Origin of the sequence: Burkholderia sp. BCC0097 (genome assembly GCF_902832985.1) — a bacterium.
Classification (GTDB): Bacteria; Pseudomonadota; Gammaproteobacteria; order Burkholderiales; family Burkholderiaceae; genus Burkholderia; species Burkholderia orbicola.
Map to the genome: position 1 here is coordinate 627,742 of NZ_CADFDM010000003.1, position 19,924 is coordinate 647,665.

12 protein-coding genes are annotated in these 19,924 nt (G+C 55.7%); 9 read left to right on the top strand and 3 right to left on the bottom strand.

Annotation, left to right across the window (positions count from 1 at the left end; translation table 11 throughout):
• Positions 1–152 precede the first annotated feature (152 nt).
• From HWX07_RS12635 to HWX07_RS12655, 5 genes are all read left to right on the top strand, one after another.
• Positions 153–1,319 carry a capsule polysaccharide export protein gene (locus HWX07_RS12635; protein WP_041491945.1) on the top strand — a complete coding sequence of 389 codons (1,167 nt, stop codon included), beginning with the start codon at positions 153–155 and terminating at the stop codon, positions 1,317–1,319.
• 4 nt (positions 1,320–1,323) lie between these two features.
• Positions 1,324–2,124, top strand: a complete 801-nt coding sequence (locus HWX07_RS12640; protein ID WP_012327959.1) for an ABC transporter permease — start codon at positions 1,324–1,326, stop codon at positions 2,122–2,124.
• Positions 2,124–2,792 (top strand): ABC transporter ATP-binding protein, encoded by a 669-nt coding sequence (locus HWX07_RS12645; protein ID WP_012327958.1) that lies wholly within the window; start codon positions 2,124–2,126, stop codon positions 2,790–2,792. The genes HWX07_RS12640 and HWX07_RS12645 overlap by 1 nt, the downstream gene beginning before the upstream one ends.
• 157 nt (positions 2,793–2,949) lie before the next feature.
• The gene (locus HWX07_RS12650; protein ID WP_175876464.1) at positions 2,950–7,950 is read left to right on the top strand and encodes a glycosyltransferase; all 5,001 of its coding nucleotides are present in this window, start codon (positions 2,950–2,952) and stop codon (positions 7,948–7,950) included.
• A gap of 183 nt (positions 7,951–8,133) precedes the next feature.
• On the top strand, positions 8,134–9,945 hold the full coding sequence (locus HWX07_RS12655; protein ID WP_237666337.1) for an FkbM family methyltransferase: 1,812 nt from the start codon (positions 8,134–8,136) through the stop codon (positions 9,943–9,945).
• 21 nt (positions 9,946–9,966) lie between these two features.
• Here the strand turns inward: HWX07_RS12655 and HWX07_RS12660 are convergent, their stop codons facing one another.
• The 3 genes from HWX07_RS12660 to HWX07_RS12670 form a co-directional block, all read right to left on the bottom strand.
• The gene (locus tag HWX07_RS12660; RefSeq protein ID WP_175876466.1) at positions 9,967–11,343 is read right to left on the bottom strand and encodes a hypothetical protein; all 1,377 of its coding nucleotides are present in this window, start codon (positions 11,341–11,343) and stop codon (positions 9,967–9,969) included.
• A gap of 60 nt (positions 11,344–11,403) precedes the next feature.
• The gene (locus tag HWX07_RS12665; RefSeq protein WP_175876467.1) at positions 11,404–12,711 is read right to left on the bottom strand and encodes a glycosyltransferase family 1 protein; all 1,308 of its coding nucleotides are present in this window, start codon (positions 12,709–12,711) and stop codon (positions 11,404–11,406) included.
• Between the two features lie 104 nt (positions 12,712–12,815).
• The gene (locus HWX07_RS12670; RefSeq protein WP_050780481.1) at positions 12,816–13,988 is read right to left on the bottom strand and encodes a polysaccharide biosynthesis/export family protein; all 1,173 of its coding nucleotides are present in this window, start codon (positions 13,986–13,988) and stop codon (positions 12,816–12,818) included.
• Between the two features lie 129 nt (positions 13,989–14,117).
• Between HWX07_RS12670 and HWX07_RS12675 the strand changes: the two genes are divergently transcribed.
• From HWX07_RS12675 to HWX07_RS12690, 4 genes are all read left to right on the top strand, one after another.
• Complete coding sequence (locus HWX07_RS12675; RefSeq protein ID WP_156349288.1) at positions 14,118–15,272, top strand: glycosyltransferase family 1 protein; 1,155 nt, start codon at positions 14,118–14,120, stop codon at positions 15,270–15,272.
• The gene (locus tag HWX07_RS12680; RefSeq protein ID WP_175876468.1) at positions 15,273–17,330 is read left to right on the top strand and encodes a capsular biosynthesis protein; all 2,058 of its coding nucleotides are present in this window, start codon (positions 15,273–15,275) and stop codon (positions 17,328–17,330) included.
• A gap of 85 nt (positions 17,331–17,415) precedes the next feature.
• Positions 17,416–18,840, top strand: a complete 1,425-nt coding sequence (locus tag HWX07_RS12685; RefSeq protein ID WP_175876469.1) for a mannose-1-phosphate guanylyltransferase/mannose-6-phosphate isomerase — start codon at positions 17,416–17,418, stop codon at positions 18,838–18,840.
• A gap of 197 nt (positions 18,841–19,037) precedes the next feature.
• A complete protein-coding gene (locus HWX07_RS12690) occupies positions 19,038–19,850 on the top strand; it encodes a mechanosensitive ion channel family protein (protein WP_006497479.1) in 813 nt (270 codons plus the stop codon).
• Positions 19,851–19,924 lie beyond the last annotated feature (74 nt).

Here is a 19,924-nt window from a genome sequence, read left to right on the forward strand (position 1 = left end):
ATTTCGGTGTGAACGTCGCCTGCCAGAGGTGCAGCGGCACGAGCGCTGGGTCGCGAAGCAACCCACTACGCATACCTTGCGCTGGTGGCGCATGCCCTTGACGGTGGACGCGAGCGGCGCCCCCGGCATCCCAAGATCCTTGGCAATTGAGTTTGGACAAGACGTTGAAAACGCTATCGGAAAAGTATTCGGCGTCGTCGCTAGGCGGCAACGATAAAGGTGTAGTGGCACGGCTCAAACGAATCAACACGCTGTTTGCAGTTACCGTTCTGGCCCCGACCATCATCGCCACGGTCTACTACGGCCTGATCGCGTCGGACATCTATGTTTCCGAATCTCGGTTTGTTGTCCGCAGCCCGCAGCGCCAAAGCCAGACAAGCCTTCTCAGTTCTCTGCTACAAGGTACTGGTGCGGGCCGCGCGCAAGACGACACATACTCCGTAGTCGACTACATTCGGTCCCGCGACGCACTGCGTGAGCTGAATCGGGATAACTATATTCTCGACGCCTACAGCCAGCACGGCGACGTAGTCAGTCGCTTTTCACGTTATTTCGACGACAGTTTCGAAGCGCTGTGGCGCTACTACGGCAAACGAATCGTCTCCGTCGATCTGGATGCGACGTCGGCAATCACAACCCTACAGGTACGTTCGTATACCGCAAGTGACGCACAAAAGATCAATGAAGACCTGATTGCGATGAGCGAGCGCCTTGTCAACCGCATGAATCAGCGTGCGGCAGCAGATACGGTCAGATTTGCACAACAACAAGTGGACTCTGCAACGACAAAAGCGAAAGACGCGGCCGCAACCGTAGCGGCCTATCGCAATTCTTTTTCCGTGTTCGACCCGGAACGCCAGTCCGCTTTGCAGTTGCAGCAAATCACCGGTTTGCAGAATCAATTGCTTACAGCCCAAAACCAACTTATCCAGCTTCAGTCAATCGCTCCGCAGAACCCGCAGATTCCTGTGCTGAAGACGAATATTCAGACACTCGAAAAGCAAATCGCGAATACAACCGTCGGTGTCGCCGGAAGTAAAGATTCCCTTTCCGCAAAGGCCGCCAATTACGCACGCCTGCAACTCGATGCCCAATTTGCCGATCGCCAATTGGACGCGGCAATGACTGCCCTTCAAAACGCACGAGTGGAAGCAAATCGCAAGCAGTTGTATCTTGAACGTCTCGTCGAACCCAACAGGCCCGATGTAGCGATCGAACCTAAACGTATCCGCGGCATTGTTACTGTGTTTGTGCTTGGCATTGTAGCCTGGGCCTCGCTCAGCCTGCTGATTGCCAGCGTGCGCGAACATCAGCACTGACGTCATGTCGTCTCCTCAGCCATATCCTTCGCTGCTTACCTCGCTCAAAATCCAGATGCGAGTAGTGTTCGCGCTAACCATGCGTGAAATCATTACGCGCTACGGTCGTCACAATATTGGTTTCGCATGGTTGTTTGCAGAACCAATGTTGTTCACGGTCGGTATCGCGGCACTTTGGAACCTGCTACACGAAACGGGACAGGGACACGAGATTAACGTGACGGCCTTTGCGGTCACAAGCTACTCCACGGTTCTGGTCTGGCGCAACACAATTGGCCGATGCACGCTGGCTGTCGAGCCTAATGCAGCCTTGCTGTTCCATCGCAATGTTCGCGTTATCGACCTATTTTTTGCGCGCATCACACTTGAGATTGTCGGTACAACGCTATCGATGCTGGTGCTGACCAGCACACTGATCGCGATAGGAATAATCGACCCGCCCGCCGATGTCTTGAACATGGCAGCCGGCTGGGTGTTGTTATGCTGGTATTCGGCCGCGCTTGGCCTGCTGATCGGGGGACTGTGCGAGTACAGCGAACTTGTCGAAAGACTCTGGCACCCGATTTCCTACTTCCAGCTTCCTGTATCCGGCGCCTTCGTTATGGCGAGTTGGCTCCCCCCCAACCTGCGTGACATCGCAATGTTGTTTCCTGCGCCGAACTGCGTGGAATTATTTCGCTACGGATACTTCGGCTCGCAGATTACGCCATACTACGACGTTCCCTATACGATCATGGTCTGTGCTTTCCTCACGTGGATCGGACTTGCGGTTGTGAGAGACGTGTCGACGAGAGTGGAACACTGATGTTAAATCTTCAAGACGTGTCGAAACACTACAGCACACGTAACGGCAGACGGTTAATTCTCGACCATATCAATCTCACAATCGAACCGTCCGAACGCATCGGCATTCTGGGGCGCAATGGCGCGGGCAAATCGACACTGGTTCGCCTGATCAGTGGCTCCGAATTACCGACTTCGGGTACTATCGAGCGAGCAATGAGCGTATCTTGGCCGCTCGCCTTTTCAGGCGGATTTCAAGGAAGCCTGACAGGTCTCGACAATCTGCGATTCGCCTGTCGAGTCTACGGCGCATCCTACGAGGCCGCCCTACCTTTCGTAGAAGACTTCACCGAACTGGGAACGTATCTGCGAGAGCCGGTGAAGAAATATTCGAGCGGCATGCTTGCACGGCTTGCGTTCGCGATGTCAATGGCGATCGAATTCGACTGCTTTCTGATCGATGAGGTTATCGCAGTCGGTGACGCAAGTTTTCGCGACAAATGCCATCGGGAACTATTTGAAAAACGCCGCGATCGAGCGATGATTATGGTGTCGCACGATCCTCATATTATCCGTGAACACTGCACGCGCGCATGTGTACTTGAGAAAGGGGTGCTGCGTGAGTTCCTGGATGTAGACTCAGCATTTGATTTCTATCACGAAATCACGGGTCAACCTATTCACTCGTAAGTTTGGCCCACTTTCTTTCGTCGAACACGTGCCGCATCGTCAATGCACTCGACCCGACAACGGGTAGGCTAACATTTCACTTGTCGCCGTTGTGCGTTAGACAGCGCCCTGAGCAACACTATCGCAAATCCGATCACGCACGCATTGGAGCCCTACCGTGATTTTCAAGAAGCGCAAAACTGACGCCACCACAGAATCGGATCAGGCGTCGCAAGCCGACAACATCAACGTAGTGACAGATGACGCTACTACCGAAGGGTTTCAATCATCCTCGGCAATAATCCGCGAGAACGATCCAGCTGTTGACGAGCTCGTACGCGACCTGATCGAGGATGCGAAGCGGCGTGTGCACACGGGCGCCATCAAGGAACTGTGTGAAGAATATTTGAAGCATGAGAGCTATCGGATTGCGCGGCGAATTCTCGATCTCGCGAAAAACGCATTTCCTAATGACGCGAGCGTGCATGAACTCTTGGCACGCGCGTGTCACTTCCTTGGTGATCACCTCGCAGAAGCAGACGCTTGGCATCACGCCGCTAAATTGACGAATCGGGTCGAATTCAAGGTCTGCGAAGCGCACGCTCGGCTGCGTATCAGCGATTTCGCAACAGCCGAGACGATTCTCCAGGCAGTCTCCGGTGACGGCATCACTCGCTTCGATGTCGCCGCTGGCCTTGCGGAATGCGCATACCAGCGCCACGATCTAATGCGCGCTTTCGAGTACTGGACGCGTGCGGCGGAACTCGATCCGGAAGATTTGAATGCCTCACTGCAGCGAACCAATGTCCTGATCGAAATGGGAGACTTGCGTACAGCCGAGGCCATTATCGACGACGCGCAGGAAAGGTGGCCGGGCTCGGCGCTCGTTGCGGAAACGAAGGCACGCGTCCTGAAAAGCCGTGCCGATTATCCCGCAGCGCTCGAGTTCAGCCAGATCGCTGTCGTTATGGACTCGTCACCCAATCTGCATTTGACCCATGCAAGTGTCTTGCTGGCACTCGGTCGCGCAGATGACGCATGTCAAACGCTACGACAAGCACTCGCAAGGCAGCCTCGAGATACGAGTGTGCTTGCCATGCTCGCTGAATGCGAAGAGGCCGCTGGTCGCCGTTCGATAGCATTGGCAACCTGGCGCGGCTTGCTGCACTTTCAACCAGATTTTGTTCGAGCGCACATTGAGACGGCCAGGTTGGAAAACGTCGGGCGTTCTGCACAGGATTACCGCGACGCGTTGCTGAAGATTGCCGGACGCTATCCGCTGGCAGCAGAGCCTCTTGTAGCAGTGGCCGATATTGCACGCGACGCTCGTCAACAAACAGAAGTCGCGTCGCTTTGGAACCGAATCCTGACTATCGCACCTGGTCGCAAAGAATTCTGGCTACGGTGTGCGGCAGCCCTGCGCGAGTGCAACAAACTCGACGACGCAGAAAGAATGGTGTGGGATGCACTCGAACGTTTCCCAGAGGATCGTGATCTTCTGGAAGATGCGCTCGACCTAAGTACTGGCTTGGAACATCAGGCCCGAGCGGTAGAAGCCGGTAGGCGTCTGACCTTGCTGCTGCGCCGCACCCGTAGCGACGAGCCGGGATCCCCCGATATGGCCAATCCCCTGTTCAACGCATACACTCGCCTGACTTGGCTGCATTTCAACGTTGGGGATTTCAAGAATTCCCGAGCGATATGTGAAGAAATCGCGGAAATCTGGCCGAATTGCGCGTTCTATCTTGAACTGCGCGCGATGATGTCGATCCGGGAGCGTAACTGGCAGGATGCGCTCGACTCCGCACGTACCTACAACTACCTGTTCCCGCACTATCCGCGTGGCATTGAACTCGAGTACGAAGCATTGCTTGGCGCTCGAGAATTCAATGCTGCGGCAGAGCTACTCACTCGCGAAGACCTCGCGATGCGTTTTCCGGAATGGACCAGCCGATTCGCAGCCTGGCGCGACGCGGTTCGCTCCATTCGCCCTCCTGAACAGCCTACTGATACTCGTCTTGTCCTCGACGTCACGAGCCTCGCCACCGTTGTCGCGGCATCTGCCGCACCTGGCGGGATCGAGCGCACGATCGTCGAAGTCGTACTGGAATTGTTCGAAAGCTGGAAGGGCAACCTTGCACTCGTGAACTGGAAAACGATCGCCGTCGAAGTCGACCAGGCGGATTTCGCGTCGGCTATCTTCCCATCGAGCTTCGGCGAAGCATCACAGCAAAAAATCAATCCGTTCGTCCAACGTACGCTCACGAATGGAGAGAAAGCGTTCGAATCGAGCCCGCACGACATCGTCGTCATTCTCGGCTCGGCTTGGCACTACGATGCAAATAACGCGATTCTCAACGAATACAAGCGAGCTGGATCGCGTGTCGCAATATACATTCACGATCTGTTGCAGTTGTACTATCCAACGCTCGTCAGCGAAAAATGGGCAGCCATTTTCCGCTACTGGATCGGACCTGCGCTCGACCAGGCTGATCTGGTGATGGTCAACTCGAACCACTCCGGACGAGAAATTCAGCAGTTTTGCGCCGAAACCGGCCGCCAGCCGATCGAAGCCATCAAGGTCGAACTCGGTGACGATTATCGTTGCCTGCCCCGGAAACAACGTGTCGACGAGGCAAAAGTCGCGTCCGTTCTTCGCCTCTCGAAAAGTGCCGGGTACGTCATGTTCGTGTCAGCACTTGGCAAACGCAAGAATCATGGGTTCCTCGTCCGTGCGTGGGACAGACTGCGCAAGATGAGCGGTGAGGATTGTCCGACGCTCGTGTTCGTCGGCTCGCCAGGCGACGGTATGACTGCAATCGAGGCAGAACTTCGCGCAACGCAATACGCCGGTGGCAAGGTTGTCCTATTGCACAACGTCGATGATGCGAGTCTGGACAAGCTCTACGAGAATTGCTTGTTCACCGTGTTTCCGAGTCTGTGCGAAGGCTGGGGGTTACCGATTGCTGAAGCCTTGTCTCACGGGAAAGTTTGCCTCGCATCGGCGACGACATCCATGCCGGAAGTCGGCGGCGACTGCGCGGACTATTTCGAGCCGACCGACGAAGACGCATTCATTGCCCTGGCAACCCAATATGTCTACGATCATCCAAAGCGCACGGAGCGCGAAGCGTACGTCCGGGAGCACTACCAACGTCGCAAATGGAGCGCCACAACAGAGCATATCGTCTCCCTAGTCGATACGCGCCTGCTCGCATCGGGCGGCAAGCCGGTCCTGCCAATTCCGAGAACAACGCAAATTGCAGGCGTCATTCAGGTATGCGCGAGCTACGGAAAGCAATGCGGTATCGCTAGCTACGCATCTCACGTCGCAGCCGCAATGCGAGGACAAGGTAGGGATACCGTGATCGTCCGCGGGGTGGACGAATGTGAACCGTATCTGGCGACGGGTCGCTATGGCTATATATTCGTGCAGCATGAATACGGATTGTATGATTCCTTCAATCCAACTCTTGCCGGCCCAGATACGACTGGAGAATTGATCGAGCAACTCGAAGACTACGCAGAGCGTTACCCGAACGTGAGCTCAGCTGTCGTGATGCACACGATCGACATGAACAAGCCCGATCTACGTGAACGCAGTCAAATGCTGTTTAACTCTACGATTCCTGTCGTTACTCTGAGCAGTGCCGCTGCACGCAATACCCGTGCAATATTCGTTGAGCACGGCATTCATGTGACGTCACCGATCGCTTCAGTTGAAGCCCCGGCACGTGCTGAAGGAAATGCTCTAACCGTATCGTCCTTCGGCTTCCTGTCCCCTCATAAGCGCATCGATCGGATTCTCCAGGCGTGCGTCGAGTCGAATAGTCGTCTTGTCGCCAACTTCGCATGTGATTCCGCTGAGCGGGCACAGCGAGCTCGAGAACTGGTTGCAAGCATGGGCGTTGCTGGCAAGGTCACTTTTGACTTCCAAACCGACGAGGAAATTCTCGCAACGTTGCGCTCGGGCGATGTCGTGTATTTCCCGCAAGGTCCGATTTCTTATTGGGCGACTACCGGCTCCGCTCGTGTGGCAATGACGGCCGATCGGCCAGTCGTTACCTCCCCGGAAGATCAGTTCGAGGACATGGCCGCCGGCGTTATTTTTGCGACCGATGCTGATTTGCCGACCGTTCTTCGCAGATTGTCGAACCCAACCTACTACGCACAAGTTCTGGGCCGGTTAAGGGTGTTTCGTGATGAAAACACGATCGATGCGGTCTATCGCGACGCGTTGGCTATGTTGAACTCCGAAAATCGTGCCGCGCGCATTCCGAGTGCCCGATCCGCAATCATCGTCTCGGATCTACTCACGCTCCCAGCACGCACTGCAGTAAAGACCCTCTATACGTCTCAATTCGATCGACAACCCACATCGAACGAATTCGAATCGTTCGAAGCTACCGAAGGTGGCTCCGTTGACACTCGACTGGCAGCGATTTTTGGTGCTGCTCGCAATGCTCTGATGCAGGGACGCCCGATAGATCTGGCCCTTGATTCATGTCATGCAGATTTGCTCGCAAGTTCCGAGCTCTCCGCTATAGACGGCAACCGACTCGTCAGTGCACTTTCGCTATTGTTACTCGACCAAACTGACTTCATCGACACGGCCATGCTGGCCATCGCCAAGCGTCGTCCGTCCGATTTCGAACGCGCGGAACTGGATGCTATGCCCGTCGACGATGTCGCTGCACGAATGTCCGTTCTGCGCGCAATCGTACGCATTGCAAATAAGGCCCGCGCGACACGCAGCGCGGTCGGTGACTTGCAGGCTCACCTGTACCTCCAGGCACCGGTTCCCGGTCAAATTCAGCATTCGCGACGCCGTTATCATCTATCGGAATTGTGTGTGTATCCTGCTATCTACCGTGCGATCGCTGTTTATCGCAAGCTCTTCAAGCGCGATCCGTCACTAGAGGAGCATCTTGCGTTATCGTCGGTCGACTCATACGAGGCTATCGACAGAGTTTGTCAATTGGCGGCCACCACCGATGCAGTTCATGTGATCGACAACATCCCCGATCGCGCCGGCTGGTTAACGACAATGCAACGCGTACAGTCGGTGCTCGAGGAAATTAGCGATACACAGGCTGACGAGATGACCGGTGAGAATCTCTGTTCGCTCGAGAAGCGACGGTTGTCGCGTGCGTTCCCCAGCTTTGTGCTGCTCACCTGAAACCTCATCGTGCGCGCGAATCTATCGCGCGCACGATGTTCGTCACGATCGATTCAATCCAAGGCGCGGAAGATCCTCCACGTCCGGAAGACAATATCCCCGCGAACCGGCGCATGTTGTGCCGTTTTGCTACCACCGGTGTCTACCGCAGGACACGAATTGCGATCACACCGCTCTATTTCTATGAAGCTGATTCTCCACATTGGCACCGAGAAGACGGGAAGCTCTTCACTGCAGCTCACGCTTGCACATCAACGAGACCGCCTCGCCACCCAAGGTGTATGGTACTCGCGAGTGCTAGGCGAATATGCTCATCGCAAACTGTCGCTCTATGGGAGGGACCCACTAAATGTGATGACGGACGACCGACTTGCCTCATTCGGCGTCCAAGACTCACAACAGTACGCGGCGCTTTGCGCGTCGATTGAAAGCGATCTACAGAGCGATGTCGATGCGGCACTATCCCGCAACTGCCGATACTTTATCGTCAGTTGTGAGTATTTCAGCAGTTTGTATCGCAATACAAATGAAACAGCTCGACTCGCCGACATGCTCTATCGGCACTTTGACGAAATCGAGGTCGTTTGCTTTATTCGACCTCAGATCGATGTACTGATTTCCAGAATATCAACACTCGCCTGCGACGGGATCGAAATCAACGAGTCGATGATCCATGATCTCGCTGAAGACGAGCAGTATTTTAATTTCGACCTTTTACTTGATCGATGGGCAAATAGTTTCGGTCGGGATTCCATTAAACCGATTCCTTATAAACGGAATCGCGATACACTCGCATATCTAACGAACAAATTCGACATTCAGATTGAAGAAATTGGACTCGAACGTATCAACCAGTCTATTGACGTTGAATCGATTGCACTTCTGAATGCGGCTCGCTTATCGGGTAGCACACTCGAATCGGTTGCCACGTATCTCAAGGACTTCGGCGCGACAAACAAGCTCAGTTTGTCGCGCCACGATCAAGAGAGACTGCAATCAAAATTCGAAGAGAGCAACTTGGCACTTTGCTCGAAATGGCCGACGATTGCACCGGCGGATCTACAACCAAGCGATGTAGCGGAAGATGATGCCGGAAATCTCCATTTGCTCACTACAGCAGATCGGTTCGCACCGCAGCTTCGCTATGTGCTCGAACGCTTTCAGACCGAAGCGGCTTCACGCACTCGCCGGCACACCTTCGTGCGTGCGTGCGACTTCACGCTAGCCATTCCGGAGGGACACTTTGCAGCCCGCTATCTTCAGGATGGAGGGCTTTTTCGACCACGATTTATTCCCTTGTTCGAAAGATTGCTGCATAACGGTCACGTGGTCATCGACGTCGGCGCCAACATCGGTTTCTTCAGTTTGCTCGCGGCACGACGCGTTGGGCCGAGCGGAAGAGTCATCGCCTTTGACCCGAGTGCCAAGGCGATCTCCGCACTGTTGCACGCGTCAGCCATCAACAATCTCTCCAATATCGAGGTACACAACGTCGCGTTGTACGAGCGATTCGATACGCTGGCAATCGTTCACAACTTGGCATCGACCAACTGTGTCGTAAAGCCAGTCGGCGCGATACCGGGTCATTTGATTGACTACTCACAACTCGATCTTGTTTCCGCAATACAAGCTGACGCTGCACTCTGCGATCTCACGCGCTGCGATCTCGTAAAGGTCGCCGTAGGCGGCAATGAACTTCCCGTCATGCGAGGTGCGCAAAGATTACTCGATCGATTTAAACCGGTCGTCTTGTCGGAGTACTCCCCCGCCTATCAAGCTGACGTCTCGAACACTTCACCCGATGCCTACTGGCAAGTATTCGCCGAACTCGGTTACCACTGCCGTCTCATCGGCGCGGACGGCCAATACGAAACCATGGCGGATTTATCACAATTGCTCGAACGTTACGAAGCGGAAGAACGAGCATGTGGAGGCGTGACTCACCTTGAGCTCTGCTTCGACCATCCAGCCTCGTCATTGCGGCTATTCGAATAAACGTCGGTATGTGCCTGACGCTTAAAGATCCGCTTCCATCGTCGTCGCCTCGAGTTCCGAGGCTTCCCATTGCCGTCCTACGGCAATGAGTTTTGCATTAAGCTGGGAACTAATTGACTGAATCCAGCGCTTATCAAAACGATGCACATGTACGAAATGCCGGAACAAGCCTATCGTCCATGATCCGTGTCGTTCAGCACTGGCCAAGAGCAGCGACCGAGCGTAGTGTTGAGATCCGTTTCGAATATCCGCGCGCAGCTGGCGCACCGAAATCGGCACATCTTCGATTAGATCGCGAATCAACGTGCTGAGTCGACGACATTCGAATAGTGCAGTTGCACTGGGGTGCCCAGAGAAAGGCAATGCAATATCGTCGTGATTCGGAAACACAAATTTCAGGCACTCTACATGGCGCCGATCAGAGGCCATCCTCGAATCATAAATGAAATACGCGTGTTGCCTGACTGGTTCACGCCATCTATGGGAGTAGCCCATACGGTGACGCACGTCATGCCATCGATCTTCGAATGACGTATCTGCCGGCCTTGGCGAGTATTGCGGACTAATTGCAATGACTTTATCCACATCGAATGCTTGAGCGAAATACAACGCAGCATATGCACCCATACTCGATCCATACGAAATACGTCGACTATACCCTTTGAGCAAAGGGCGACAGTAATGCTCAATCATACCGGTGGTGATGTCCTGATACCAAATATTACGCTTCGGCTTAAAGCACAGTACATCCAAACCCAAGGATGAGAAATAATCCTCTCCAAATCCCGGCCTCTCGAAGCCAACATAGTCAAATGGCTGAAACGTAACAATAATCGTATCCGAACCAACAGATGTTAGCTCGGCAATCGTCTCCTCATTATCAAAAATTACTCGCTTGCAACGCTGACTATTAGCTTCCGTAGAAACGAGCTTTGTCACGCTAACCCGGTCAATGACCACCGTCGAGTGTGCGTCAACATGCGTGCGAATTTCGAGATCTTGACAAGGCACGTCGAGAGTGAAAATCAGGTTCCGAACCAACCCTCGGCTTGACGTGCTCGCTTCCATTTGAGCCACTACGTGCTTTCCAAGATCGACGGTCACCTCGACAAGACATATGCCGCCATCGGCAATCGTGCCCTCGCCGTCAATATCGACACGATATCGTCCCTTGTCCAAGGTCAAATACGGTCCGTAGGTCAACCAACCCGCGGCACCTGACGAGACGAGCCGACCGCCTTTGAAGGCACCCACGACAGACTTGATCTCCTGCTCAGCCGCCAATAATGAGCAAATTGTCTCGGCAGCCGATGCCGCCGCCGTGGTGGTTGCGATCCCATTCGACTCATCCGATCGATTACCACCGAACAACTTTGCAGCTCGCCTCAACAACATCATTGATATCTTGCCTCTATCGAAATATTTCGAAACGACCGTGCGCCCGGGTCGATATGAACATCAAGGCAATATACGGTTATACATTGCCTGCAGGCGGTCGGCATAAGCCGCTGAATCGAACATTTGAGCACGTGCGACTCCACGTACCGCAAGTTGAGCTCGCAACTCAGCGTCCTGTTCGAGTTGCCGCAAGCCATGAGCAATCGAGTTCACGTCGTACGGATCGACAATTACGCTGGCATCTCCAGCGATTTCCGGCAGCGAACCGCCCGTCGAGCATAACGTAGGGGTACCAAGCTGCATGGCCTCAAGAATTGGCAGGCCAAATCCCTCGTATAGCGACGGAAACACCACAGCCTTGGCCGCGCGAATAAGGCTGATCAGGAATGAGCGCGGCGTGTAGTCGAATACATGAATTCGACGCCTCAGGTCTGGCCGCTGCTTCAGCATTGCGTTAATGAGTTTCATTTCCTCATCTGCCTTCCATGCGAGCGAACCGACAATAACCAACTGCGTGTTCAATCGAGCAGAGAGAAATGCCTCGACCAGACGCCCAACATTCTTCTTCGGCTCAATTGCACCGAAGAACAAGAAATAACTCCGAGGCTCCAGTCCAAAAACCCCCTCGACCTCAAGCTCCGCATCATACAGACTCTTGCCAGCGGCCACGTCGCTTGTATCAACAGCCTGATAGGTGTTGCTGACGTGTTGCGGCGACGTACCGAACAATTCAATAATATCCGCCTTGGAACGCTCCGACACCGTACAGATGTGGGCGCTCGTTTCAAGGCAAGACTTGATCAATCGGTAGTAATAGCGCTTGTTGTCGAGAGTGGTATACGGCAATCGCAGCGGTACGAGGTCGTGAATCGTGTAGACGTTAGGTACACCCTCTATGCGAATAGGAAGTGGGTAGGTCCAATGCATCACGTCCGGCTTTTGTGGAAGACGAATCGTGAGGAATTTTCCATAGCGCCGGAAATGCGCACGCGCGACAGAAAAGAGATCTGTCACATTCCAAATATCGGATTCTCTCGGTAACCGCTCCGCAAAACGGGCAGTTTCCACCTTCCCCGAGATTGATATGGGGCTGGCTTCATAGCCGAACGGAGCCGACAGTGTCGACTTCACGTAAGACACGGTAGTCTGGAGCAACTTGCGATTCGGCGTTGTTCCACCAAGATAGTCGAAGAACGATATCTCACGCAGCAACGGAAGCAGCTTCGGCGAAATTGGGGCACCATATAGTGTCTGGGTACGCCCCCCCATCTGACTCACGTGATTCGCGAGATTGCGAGCGTAGGTGGCAACGCCCGTTCCGCGTTGGAGCGCAAGATTGTGTCCGTCGATAGCAACAACTTTATTCATTGAAACGGGTCACAACATAGATATCTTGATCAGATGGCCAGCGCATGGGCCGCTCGACCGCACAATAGGTGACGGCCGACATCCAGTGCGATGGACGTACACAACTATTTGAAATTCTGGACGCCGGTCACGACCGGATAGGCGACCGAAAATACAAGATTCAGCACCTTTTGAATTTCAGTAACCGGTGCGTTCGAGACATAGAGCAAGTCCTTATTATCCATCATGAAACTCTGCGCGACGAAGAATGCATTCGGATCGCGCAAATTCACTCGATAAATAACCGGAACTTTGCCGTCGGCCGTAGTTCGGACAGGTGAATTGGGCCATGTAATCGCATTCTGATCTTCCAGTCGGAAAATAAATACGCCCTGTGCATCGGAACGCGAGTCCTCCAATCCCCCGGCCCTCGCCAACGCTTGCGCCAGTGTGATCCCCTGCGCTTCGAAGTTAACCTCTTGATTCTTGCCGGTAGCTCCAAGCGCCGTAAAGCTGTATGGCTGATATAACGCTGTCACGACATCGCCGGCTCGCAACACGACATTTTGGCGAGGATCCCGGATGATCGCTTCCAGCGGCTGCGAAACGACGGTGTTACCCCGCGTAACTTGTATTGTCACTTTATTGATCGACTCGCGCACGCCGCCTGCCGTCGCCAGCGCGTCAAGTAGGCGCTCACCACGCGCGGTCAGTTGCATCCTGTTGCTGGCGGCGACATCGCCGACGATGGTCACATACGACGTCACATTCTTGGACAACTTGACAAGAACTTGCGGGTTGTGAGCCATGCCGCGCAGCCTTGCGGCGATACGCTCCTGCAATTGCGAGGACGTACTACCGGCGGCCTTGACCGCGCCGATAAAGGGCACATTTATATTGCCATCAGCGTCGATCATCTGATCCGGCAGGACCGTAACACGCGCGCCATTCACGCCGCTGGCCGACTCAAGCTGCTGGCCCGCACCAAACAAAGCCGCAGGCGGCGCCTCCCAAATCGACACGGAAACGGTATCGCCAGTCCCGAGTTGCTGCTGGAATTCCGCCCCTCCGCCAAGCGTCGAAAAAAAGTCAGTTTGCTTGCGATCTGCATACAACTGGCGTGCAACTTCATCCGTTACATCGACGATCTGGATGCCGGAAGCGTTATTCCGGGCCTGCCCTGCACCATCGATCTGAGCTCTACTTGGGCCCGACGTCGGAATTGCAGAACAGCCTGCAAGCCATACGACGCCGCAGCAGAGCAATCGCCCACCGATACCTCGAAACAAATGCAGCATTTTTGACACACGTGATTGAGTTCGGCGCAAATTGTCTCACGTAGTCCATTAGAATGAAGCGCAGAAGCAAAAAAACCACGCTCGAAGTGCGTACGCGTCTCGATTGACTAGCACACAAATGTAACAGCAGTGTTGAATATCTTCCTTGATGTCTCCCGCCTGATGACGCGGTTGTACGATGGACTGCGCCCTACCGGGGTCGATCGCGTCGGGCTCGCTTACATCCAGCGATACGGAACAAACGCGCGCGCGGTGCTAAGTGAGCAGGGCTTCTGTTCCATCTTGTCCGCCGCCGATACGCGCGCGACCTTCGACCTACTACTCTCCTCAAAAATCGACCGCTGGGCGATACGCAAAATTGTGGCGCGAGCATGCATGCAGAGCGTCTCGAGACAGGCAACGAACGGCGGCATATTGCTACATACCAGTCACAACGGGATGGAGCACGGCCGTTACTATGACGCTCTGGCGCGTCGAAATATTCGCCCGGTCTTCTTGATTCACGATTTGATTCCTGTAACTCACGCCGAATTTTGTCGCCCTGGCGTCGATACATTGCATCGTCATAGAATCGATACCGCGCTGCGACGTGCTGCTGGACTGATCGCGAACTCCGATGCCACCCTGGAGAGTCTTTTAGCAGAGGCAGTAAAAGCGGGCATAACAAAACCTCCACCTACTGTGGTCGCGCGCCTGGCGCCGGGTACAGTAGAGTGCTCGTCATCTCCGGCCCCCATCGACGAGCCGTATTTCGTTATGTTGGGCACGATCGAACCTCGCAAGAATCACTGGTTCATCCTTCATGTCTGGCGGCGTCTTGTTGAACAGATGGGTAACGACGCACCCAAGCTTGTCATTATCGGTCGACGTGGCTGGGAATGCGAAAACGTTATAGATATGCTCGAGCGCTGTGAGCCGCTGCGTCGAGTGGTCATCGAAGAATCGGACTGCAGTGATATACAACTCAACGCGTGGCTGCAGCACGCGCGCGCGTTATTGTTCCCTTCTTTCGTCGAAGGTTACGGCATGCCGCTTGTGGAAGCTTTGGGCCTCGGTGTACCAGTAATCGCGAGTGACCTCCCGGTGTTCCACGAGATTGCGTCGGATTTCCCCACGTATCTTGATCCGCTAGATGGTCCCGGCTGGTATGCCAATATCCGGGCCTATATGGAATATGACAGCCCTGAGCGTCGCCATCGGATTCAAAAAATCGCTAGCTTCCGCACGCCAACATGGAGCGAACATTTCGAGCAAGTTGATAGCTTTCTCGATTCGCTACGTTAAATGATGCCCCCGTCACACTCCTACTTCACGTCGGCGGCCGATCGCGAATTCAACGTGCGTTCGGTCGTTCGCGGCAGACGACTGATCGGATGGATGACCGGTAGGTCACCGCTGATCTGGGTAGACACGTTGGTGGGTCGCATTGCGGCTCGTTCGGCACTCGTCGTCGGAGCCGCAATGCAAGCGACCTATCCCGGACCGATACTTGGGCACCGCAAGCAACATGCACCGCCACTTTCGTGGTTCGTGTGTCCTGATGATTGCATCTCTCGCGGCGGATTCGTTGCCGCACTGGAGTCGCAACTTGTGCGCTCCTCAGATGCCACGCCAAAGGAACATATAGAGGATGCCATCGCCCGCGTTCTCGAAACGGATGCTCTCCATATCCGTCATCGCGTCAGCCCATTGCCGAAACAATGGCACGATTCATGTGCCACCTCGCGAGTCGTTTTGCTGGACGAGCGCACAACTACTCACATTGACTACTGCACGTCGCGCGTCTCTCGAAGAGCGGCCTTCACTGAAATGGTGGCCAATGCACGCCGTTCGCATCCTGACGCACAATTCTGGCTACTGAGGTCGGCAGACTCCGGCCAAGGCACTTGGCTGTCAAGCCAGACGACACTGCCCCCGGATACGGCCTTACTCGAAGTCGACCACTCACTATACGAAATGCTCGATCGAATAGATGCAGTGTATGTCGTCGGCGCCTCGGAAGGAATGGCCGCTCTGTTGGCAGGCATTCCAACTCATGTCTTTGGAACTCCTTACTATTCGGGCTGGGGTCTCACTCAAGACTATGCGGTGATGCCCGAACGCACGGCGCGCCCTACGCGCAACACGTTCTTCAACGTAGTGTTTCAACAGCTTGCTCGTTACCTCGATTCGACCACCGGTCAGCCGGGTTCGCTGGACGCGACGCTGGATAGTGTCGCCCTGCAGCACTCGGTCGCTACTCGCTTCTTCGACTTGACGGCGATCGCCGCTTTGCGCTTTCAGTGGTGGAAACGCTCCTATGCCACTCCTTACCTGCGTGCTGGGGGCAGCAACCTCCGTTGGGTTGGAAAAACCGGAGACGTTGGCTCTAACGAGACCGCAGCCGTTTGGGGTGGCCGCACCGCAGTCGGTTTGCCCACCGGCACGCGCGTGGTTCGTATAGAGGACGGCTTTCTGCATTCGGCGGGTCTCGGCTCGGACATGTCAGCGCCGTATAGCCAGGTACTCGATTTTCAGGGAATCTACTTCGACGCCACCCGTCCAAGTGACTTGACCACGATACTCAATACGGCGCAGTTTGATGAACGGGAACTCGAGCGCGCAGCAGCGTTGCGCCACGCTATCGTGCGATTCGGGCTGACCAAATACAATCTTGGCAGGCGAGCGCCCGTCTGGCGCGCCCCGTCGGGAAGACGCATTGCATTGGTTGCTGGCCAGGTTGCGGATGACGCTTCTATCCGGCTGGGAACCGGGAGTATCGCAACAGCCGAAGCCTTGCTTAAGGAGGTGCGTTCGCGCTATCCCGACGCGTTCATCGTGTATAAGCCGCATCCTGACGTGATGTCCGGAAATAGACCCGGTGTCATCGATGGCGCGAAACTCGCTGACATCGTCGATGACCGAGCAGACCTCGCATCGCTCATCGCCGCAGTAGACGAAGTCCATACGCTGTCTTCATTGACAGGCTTTGAAGCATTGTTACGTGGTAAAGAAGTGTACACCTATGGACTGCCGTTCTATGCTGGCTGGGGGCTCACCCACGATGCGCTACCCCAGCCCTGGAGAGCCCGAACGCTGACGCTCGACATGCTGACAGCCGGCGTATTGATCCGGTATCCAATCTATTGGGACTGGGATCTCGCACTATTCACCAGCCCCGAGGCGGTCGTTCTGCGGTTATCGCAGATCGCCAATCGCCCTCTTGGCGAAATCCGCAAGGACCACAAGCGCTTTTTCGTCAAAGCCGCACGATGGAGCCGTAATGTGCTTTGGCATGCGTTATGGCACTGTCGACACCGCCCAACCGACAACTCCCAACCGAGGTGGCGCAGGCAGACGTAAAGGGCTTTCAACGATATCGCATTTCACCCTTTCCTCTATGTCGGTCGAAAACTGATATCAGAGGTAATTCAACTCGAGGCATCCTATGATTTATCCGGTCATCCTATGCGGTGGTAGCGGCACTCGGCTCTGGCCGATGTCACGCGGCGGCTATCCCAAACAGTACCTGAAACTCACGGGTGACAGTACGCTCGTGCAGCAAACAGCGCTACGCCTGCGCAATATACCGAACGCTATTAACCCGATCGTCGTCACGAACAATGAGCAACGCTTCTTGGTCGCGGAACAACTTCGACAGATCGGCGTCGTGCCATCTTCGATCGTGCTTGAGCCGATCGCTCGTAACACAGCACCGGCGATAGCAATCGCCGCTCTATTGGCACAACAGAGCAATCCTGATGCACTGCTTCTAGTGCTGCCGTCCGATCATGTCATCCAAAACGAAGCTGCCTTTGTAGCAACAACCGCAGAAGCAGCATCGATTGCCAAGCAGGGGCATCTCGTCACCTTCGGCATCAAACCGGCCGAACCACATACCGGTTATGGCTATATCCGTCGCGGATTGCCCGTGGCCGACGGCATTTCGGCTTTTCAGGTCGACGCGTTCGTCGAAAAACCCGACGCACCGACGGCCGAACGCTTCCTCAGCGACGGCAACTACTACTGGAACAGCGGCATGTTCATGCTGAAGGCGTCCACGTACATGGAGGAACTGCATCGCCATGCACCGGAAATCGCCCGCCAGGCAGAACTCGCGCTCGAATCCGCCAAGCGCGACAACGACTTCGTCCGCCTCGACGCAGACGTGTTCGCCGCCTGCCCGAACGTCTCGATCGACTACGCGGTGATGGAGAAGACCGAGCGCGCCGCAGTCGTCGCGGCAGCGGACCTCGGCTGGAACGACATCGGATCGTGGAGCGCGCTTGCTGACATTGCAGAAGCTGACGAACAAGGCAACGCGCTGATCGGCGACATCTTCACCGACTCGGTAAAGAACTCGTACATCCGCGCCGAACACCGGATGGTCGCCGCCCTCGGCCTCGACAACATCGTGATCGTGGAAACCGCCGACGCCGTGCTCGTCGCGCATCGCGACAAAGCCCAGGACGTCAAGAAAATCGTCGAATGGCTGAACGCGTCCGGCCGCCACGAATCGGTCACGCACCGCCGCGTTGTGCGCCCATGGGGCTCGTACGAAGGCATCGACCAGGGCGATCGCTTCCAGGTCAAGCGCATCATCGTGAACCCGGGCGCACAGCTGAGCCTGCAGATGCACCACCATCGCGCCGAACACTGGATCGTCGTGAAGGGCACGGCGATGGTCACGAACGGCGACAAGGAGATCATGCTGACCGAGAACCAGTCGACCTACATCCCGCTCGGCGCGACCCACCGTTTGACGAACCCCGGCAAGATCCCGCTCGAACTGATCGAGGTCCAGTCGGGCGCGTACCTCGGCGAGGACGACATCGTCCGCTTCGAGGACACCTACGGACGCGCAGCGAAGTAAACACCGCAACTTCGGGGTCGCGCGCCGCAACCGGCGTCGATCCGATGCGCCAGACGGGCAGCACGCAGGCGTCCTGCCCGTTTTTCATTACGTCAACCAATGTCAGCCCGGTTGCCCGCCCCTCCCAGGTCAGGTTATAAAAGCGCCTCCCATTCCGGTGCATGCGCCGCCCCTTTACCCTTGACTTCGGAGAACGCATGATCGATCTCGCCACCGCCCAGCAATTCCTGATGACCCGCGGCCTCGACTTCGGCCTCAACCTCCTCGCCGCGATCGTCTTGTGGTTCGTCGGCCGCTGGGCGATCCGCATCGGTACCCGCCTGCTCGGCAAGGTCGTTCGCCGCAGCGGCAAGGTCGACCCGACGCTCACCGACTACCTGACTTCCGTCGTCGGCGTGCTGCTGACGATCCTGCTGATCCTCGCGATCCTGCAGATCTTCGGCGTGCAGACCACCTCGTTCGCCGCGTTGCTCGCCGGCCTCGGCCTCGCGATCGGCACGGCCTGGGGCGGCCTGCTCGCGCATTTCGCCGCCGGCGTGTTCATGCAGGTGCTGCGCCCGTTCAAGATCGGCGACGTGATCAGCGCGGGCGGCGTCACGGGCACGGTGAAGGAGCTCGGCCTGTTCGGCACGACGATCATCACCGCCGACAACATCGTGACGATCGTCGGCAACAACAAGATCTTCTCGGACAACATCGCGAACTACAGCGCGACGCCGCATCGTCGCGTCGACCTGACCGCGAAGATCGCGCACAGCGTCGACGCGGCCGATGCGATCAACCGCCTGAAGACGCAGATCCAGCTGGTGCCGAACGTGCTGAAAGTGCCGGCACCGGACGTCGGCGTGCTGCAGTTCACGCCGGAAGGCCCGCTGCTGTTCGTGCGCCCGTCGACTCAGCCGGAGAACTACTGGCAGGTGTACTGCGACACCAATCGCGTGATCCTCGATACGTTCCGCGAAGCCGGCTATCCGACGCCGGAAACCCCGGTCTCGCAACGCAACGCGTAACGGACGCGGCGGCCGAGCCGCATGGACGAAAAAAAGCGTGGCAGCCGCCACGCTTTTTTATTGCATCGAAAACG

Coding starts and splice junctions, on each gene's coding strand:
- HWX07_RS12640 (WP_012327959.1), top strand. CDS start 1,324: ATGTCGTCTCCTCAGCCATATCCTTCGCTGCTTACCTCGCTCAAAATC.
- HWX07_RS12680 (WP_175876468.1), top strand. CDS start 15,273: ATGATGCCCCCGTCACACTCCTACTTCACGTCGGCGGCCGATCGCGAA.
- HWX07_RS12685 (WP_175876469.1), top strand. CDS start 17,416: ATGATTTATCCGGTCATCCTATGCGGTGGTAGCGGCACTCGGCTCTGG.
- HWX07_RS12645 (WP_012327958.1), top strand. CDS start 2,124: ATGTTAAATCTTCAAGACGTGTCGAAACACTACAGCACACGTAACGGC.
- HWX07_RS12665 (WP_175876467.1), bottom strand. CDS start 12,711: ATGAATAAAGTTGTTGCTATCGACGGACACAATCTTGCGCTCCAACGC.
- HWX07_RS12660 (WP_175876466.1), bottom strand. CDS start 11,343: ATGATGTTGTTGAGGCGAGCTGCAAAGTTGTTCGGTGGTAATCGATCG.
- HWX07_RS12670 (WP_050780481.1), bottom strand. CDS start 13,988: ATGCTGCATTTGTTTCGAGGTATCGGTGGGCGATTGCTCTGCTGCGGC.
- HWX07_RS12655 (WP_237666337.1), top strand. CDS start 8,134: ATGAAGCTGATTCTCCACATTGGCACCGAGAAGACGGGAAGCTCTTCA.
- HWX07_RS12690 (WP_006497479.1), top strand. CDS start 19,038: ATGATCGATCTCGCCACCGCCCAGCAATTCCTGATGACCCGCGGCCTC.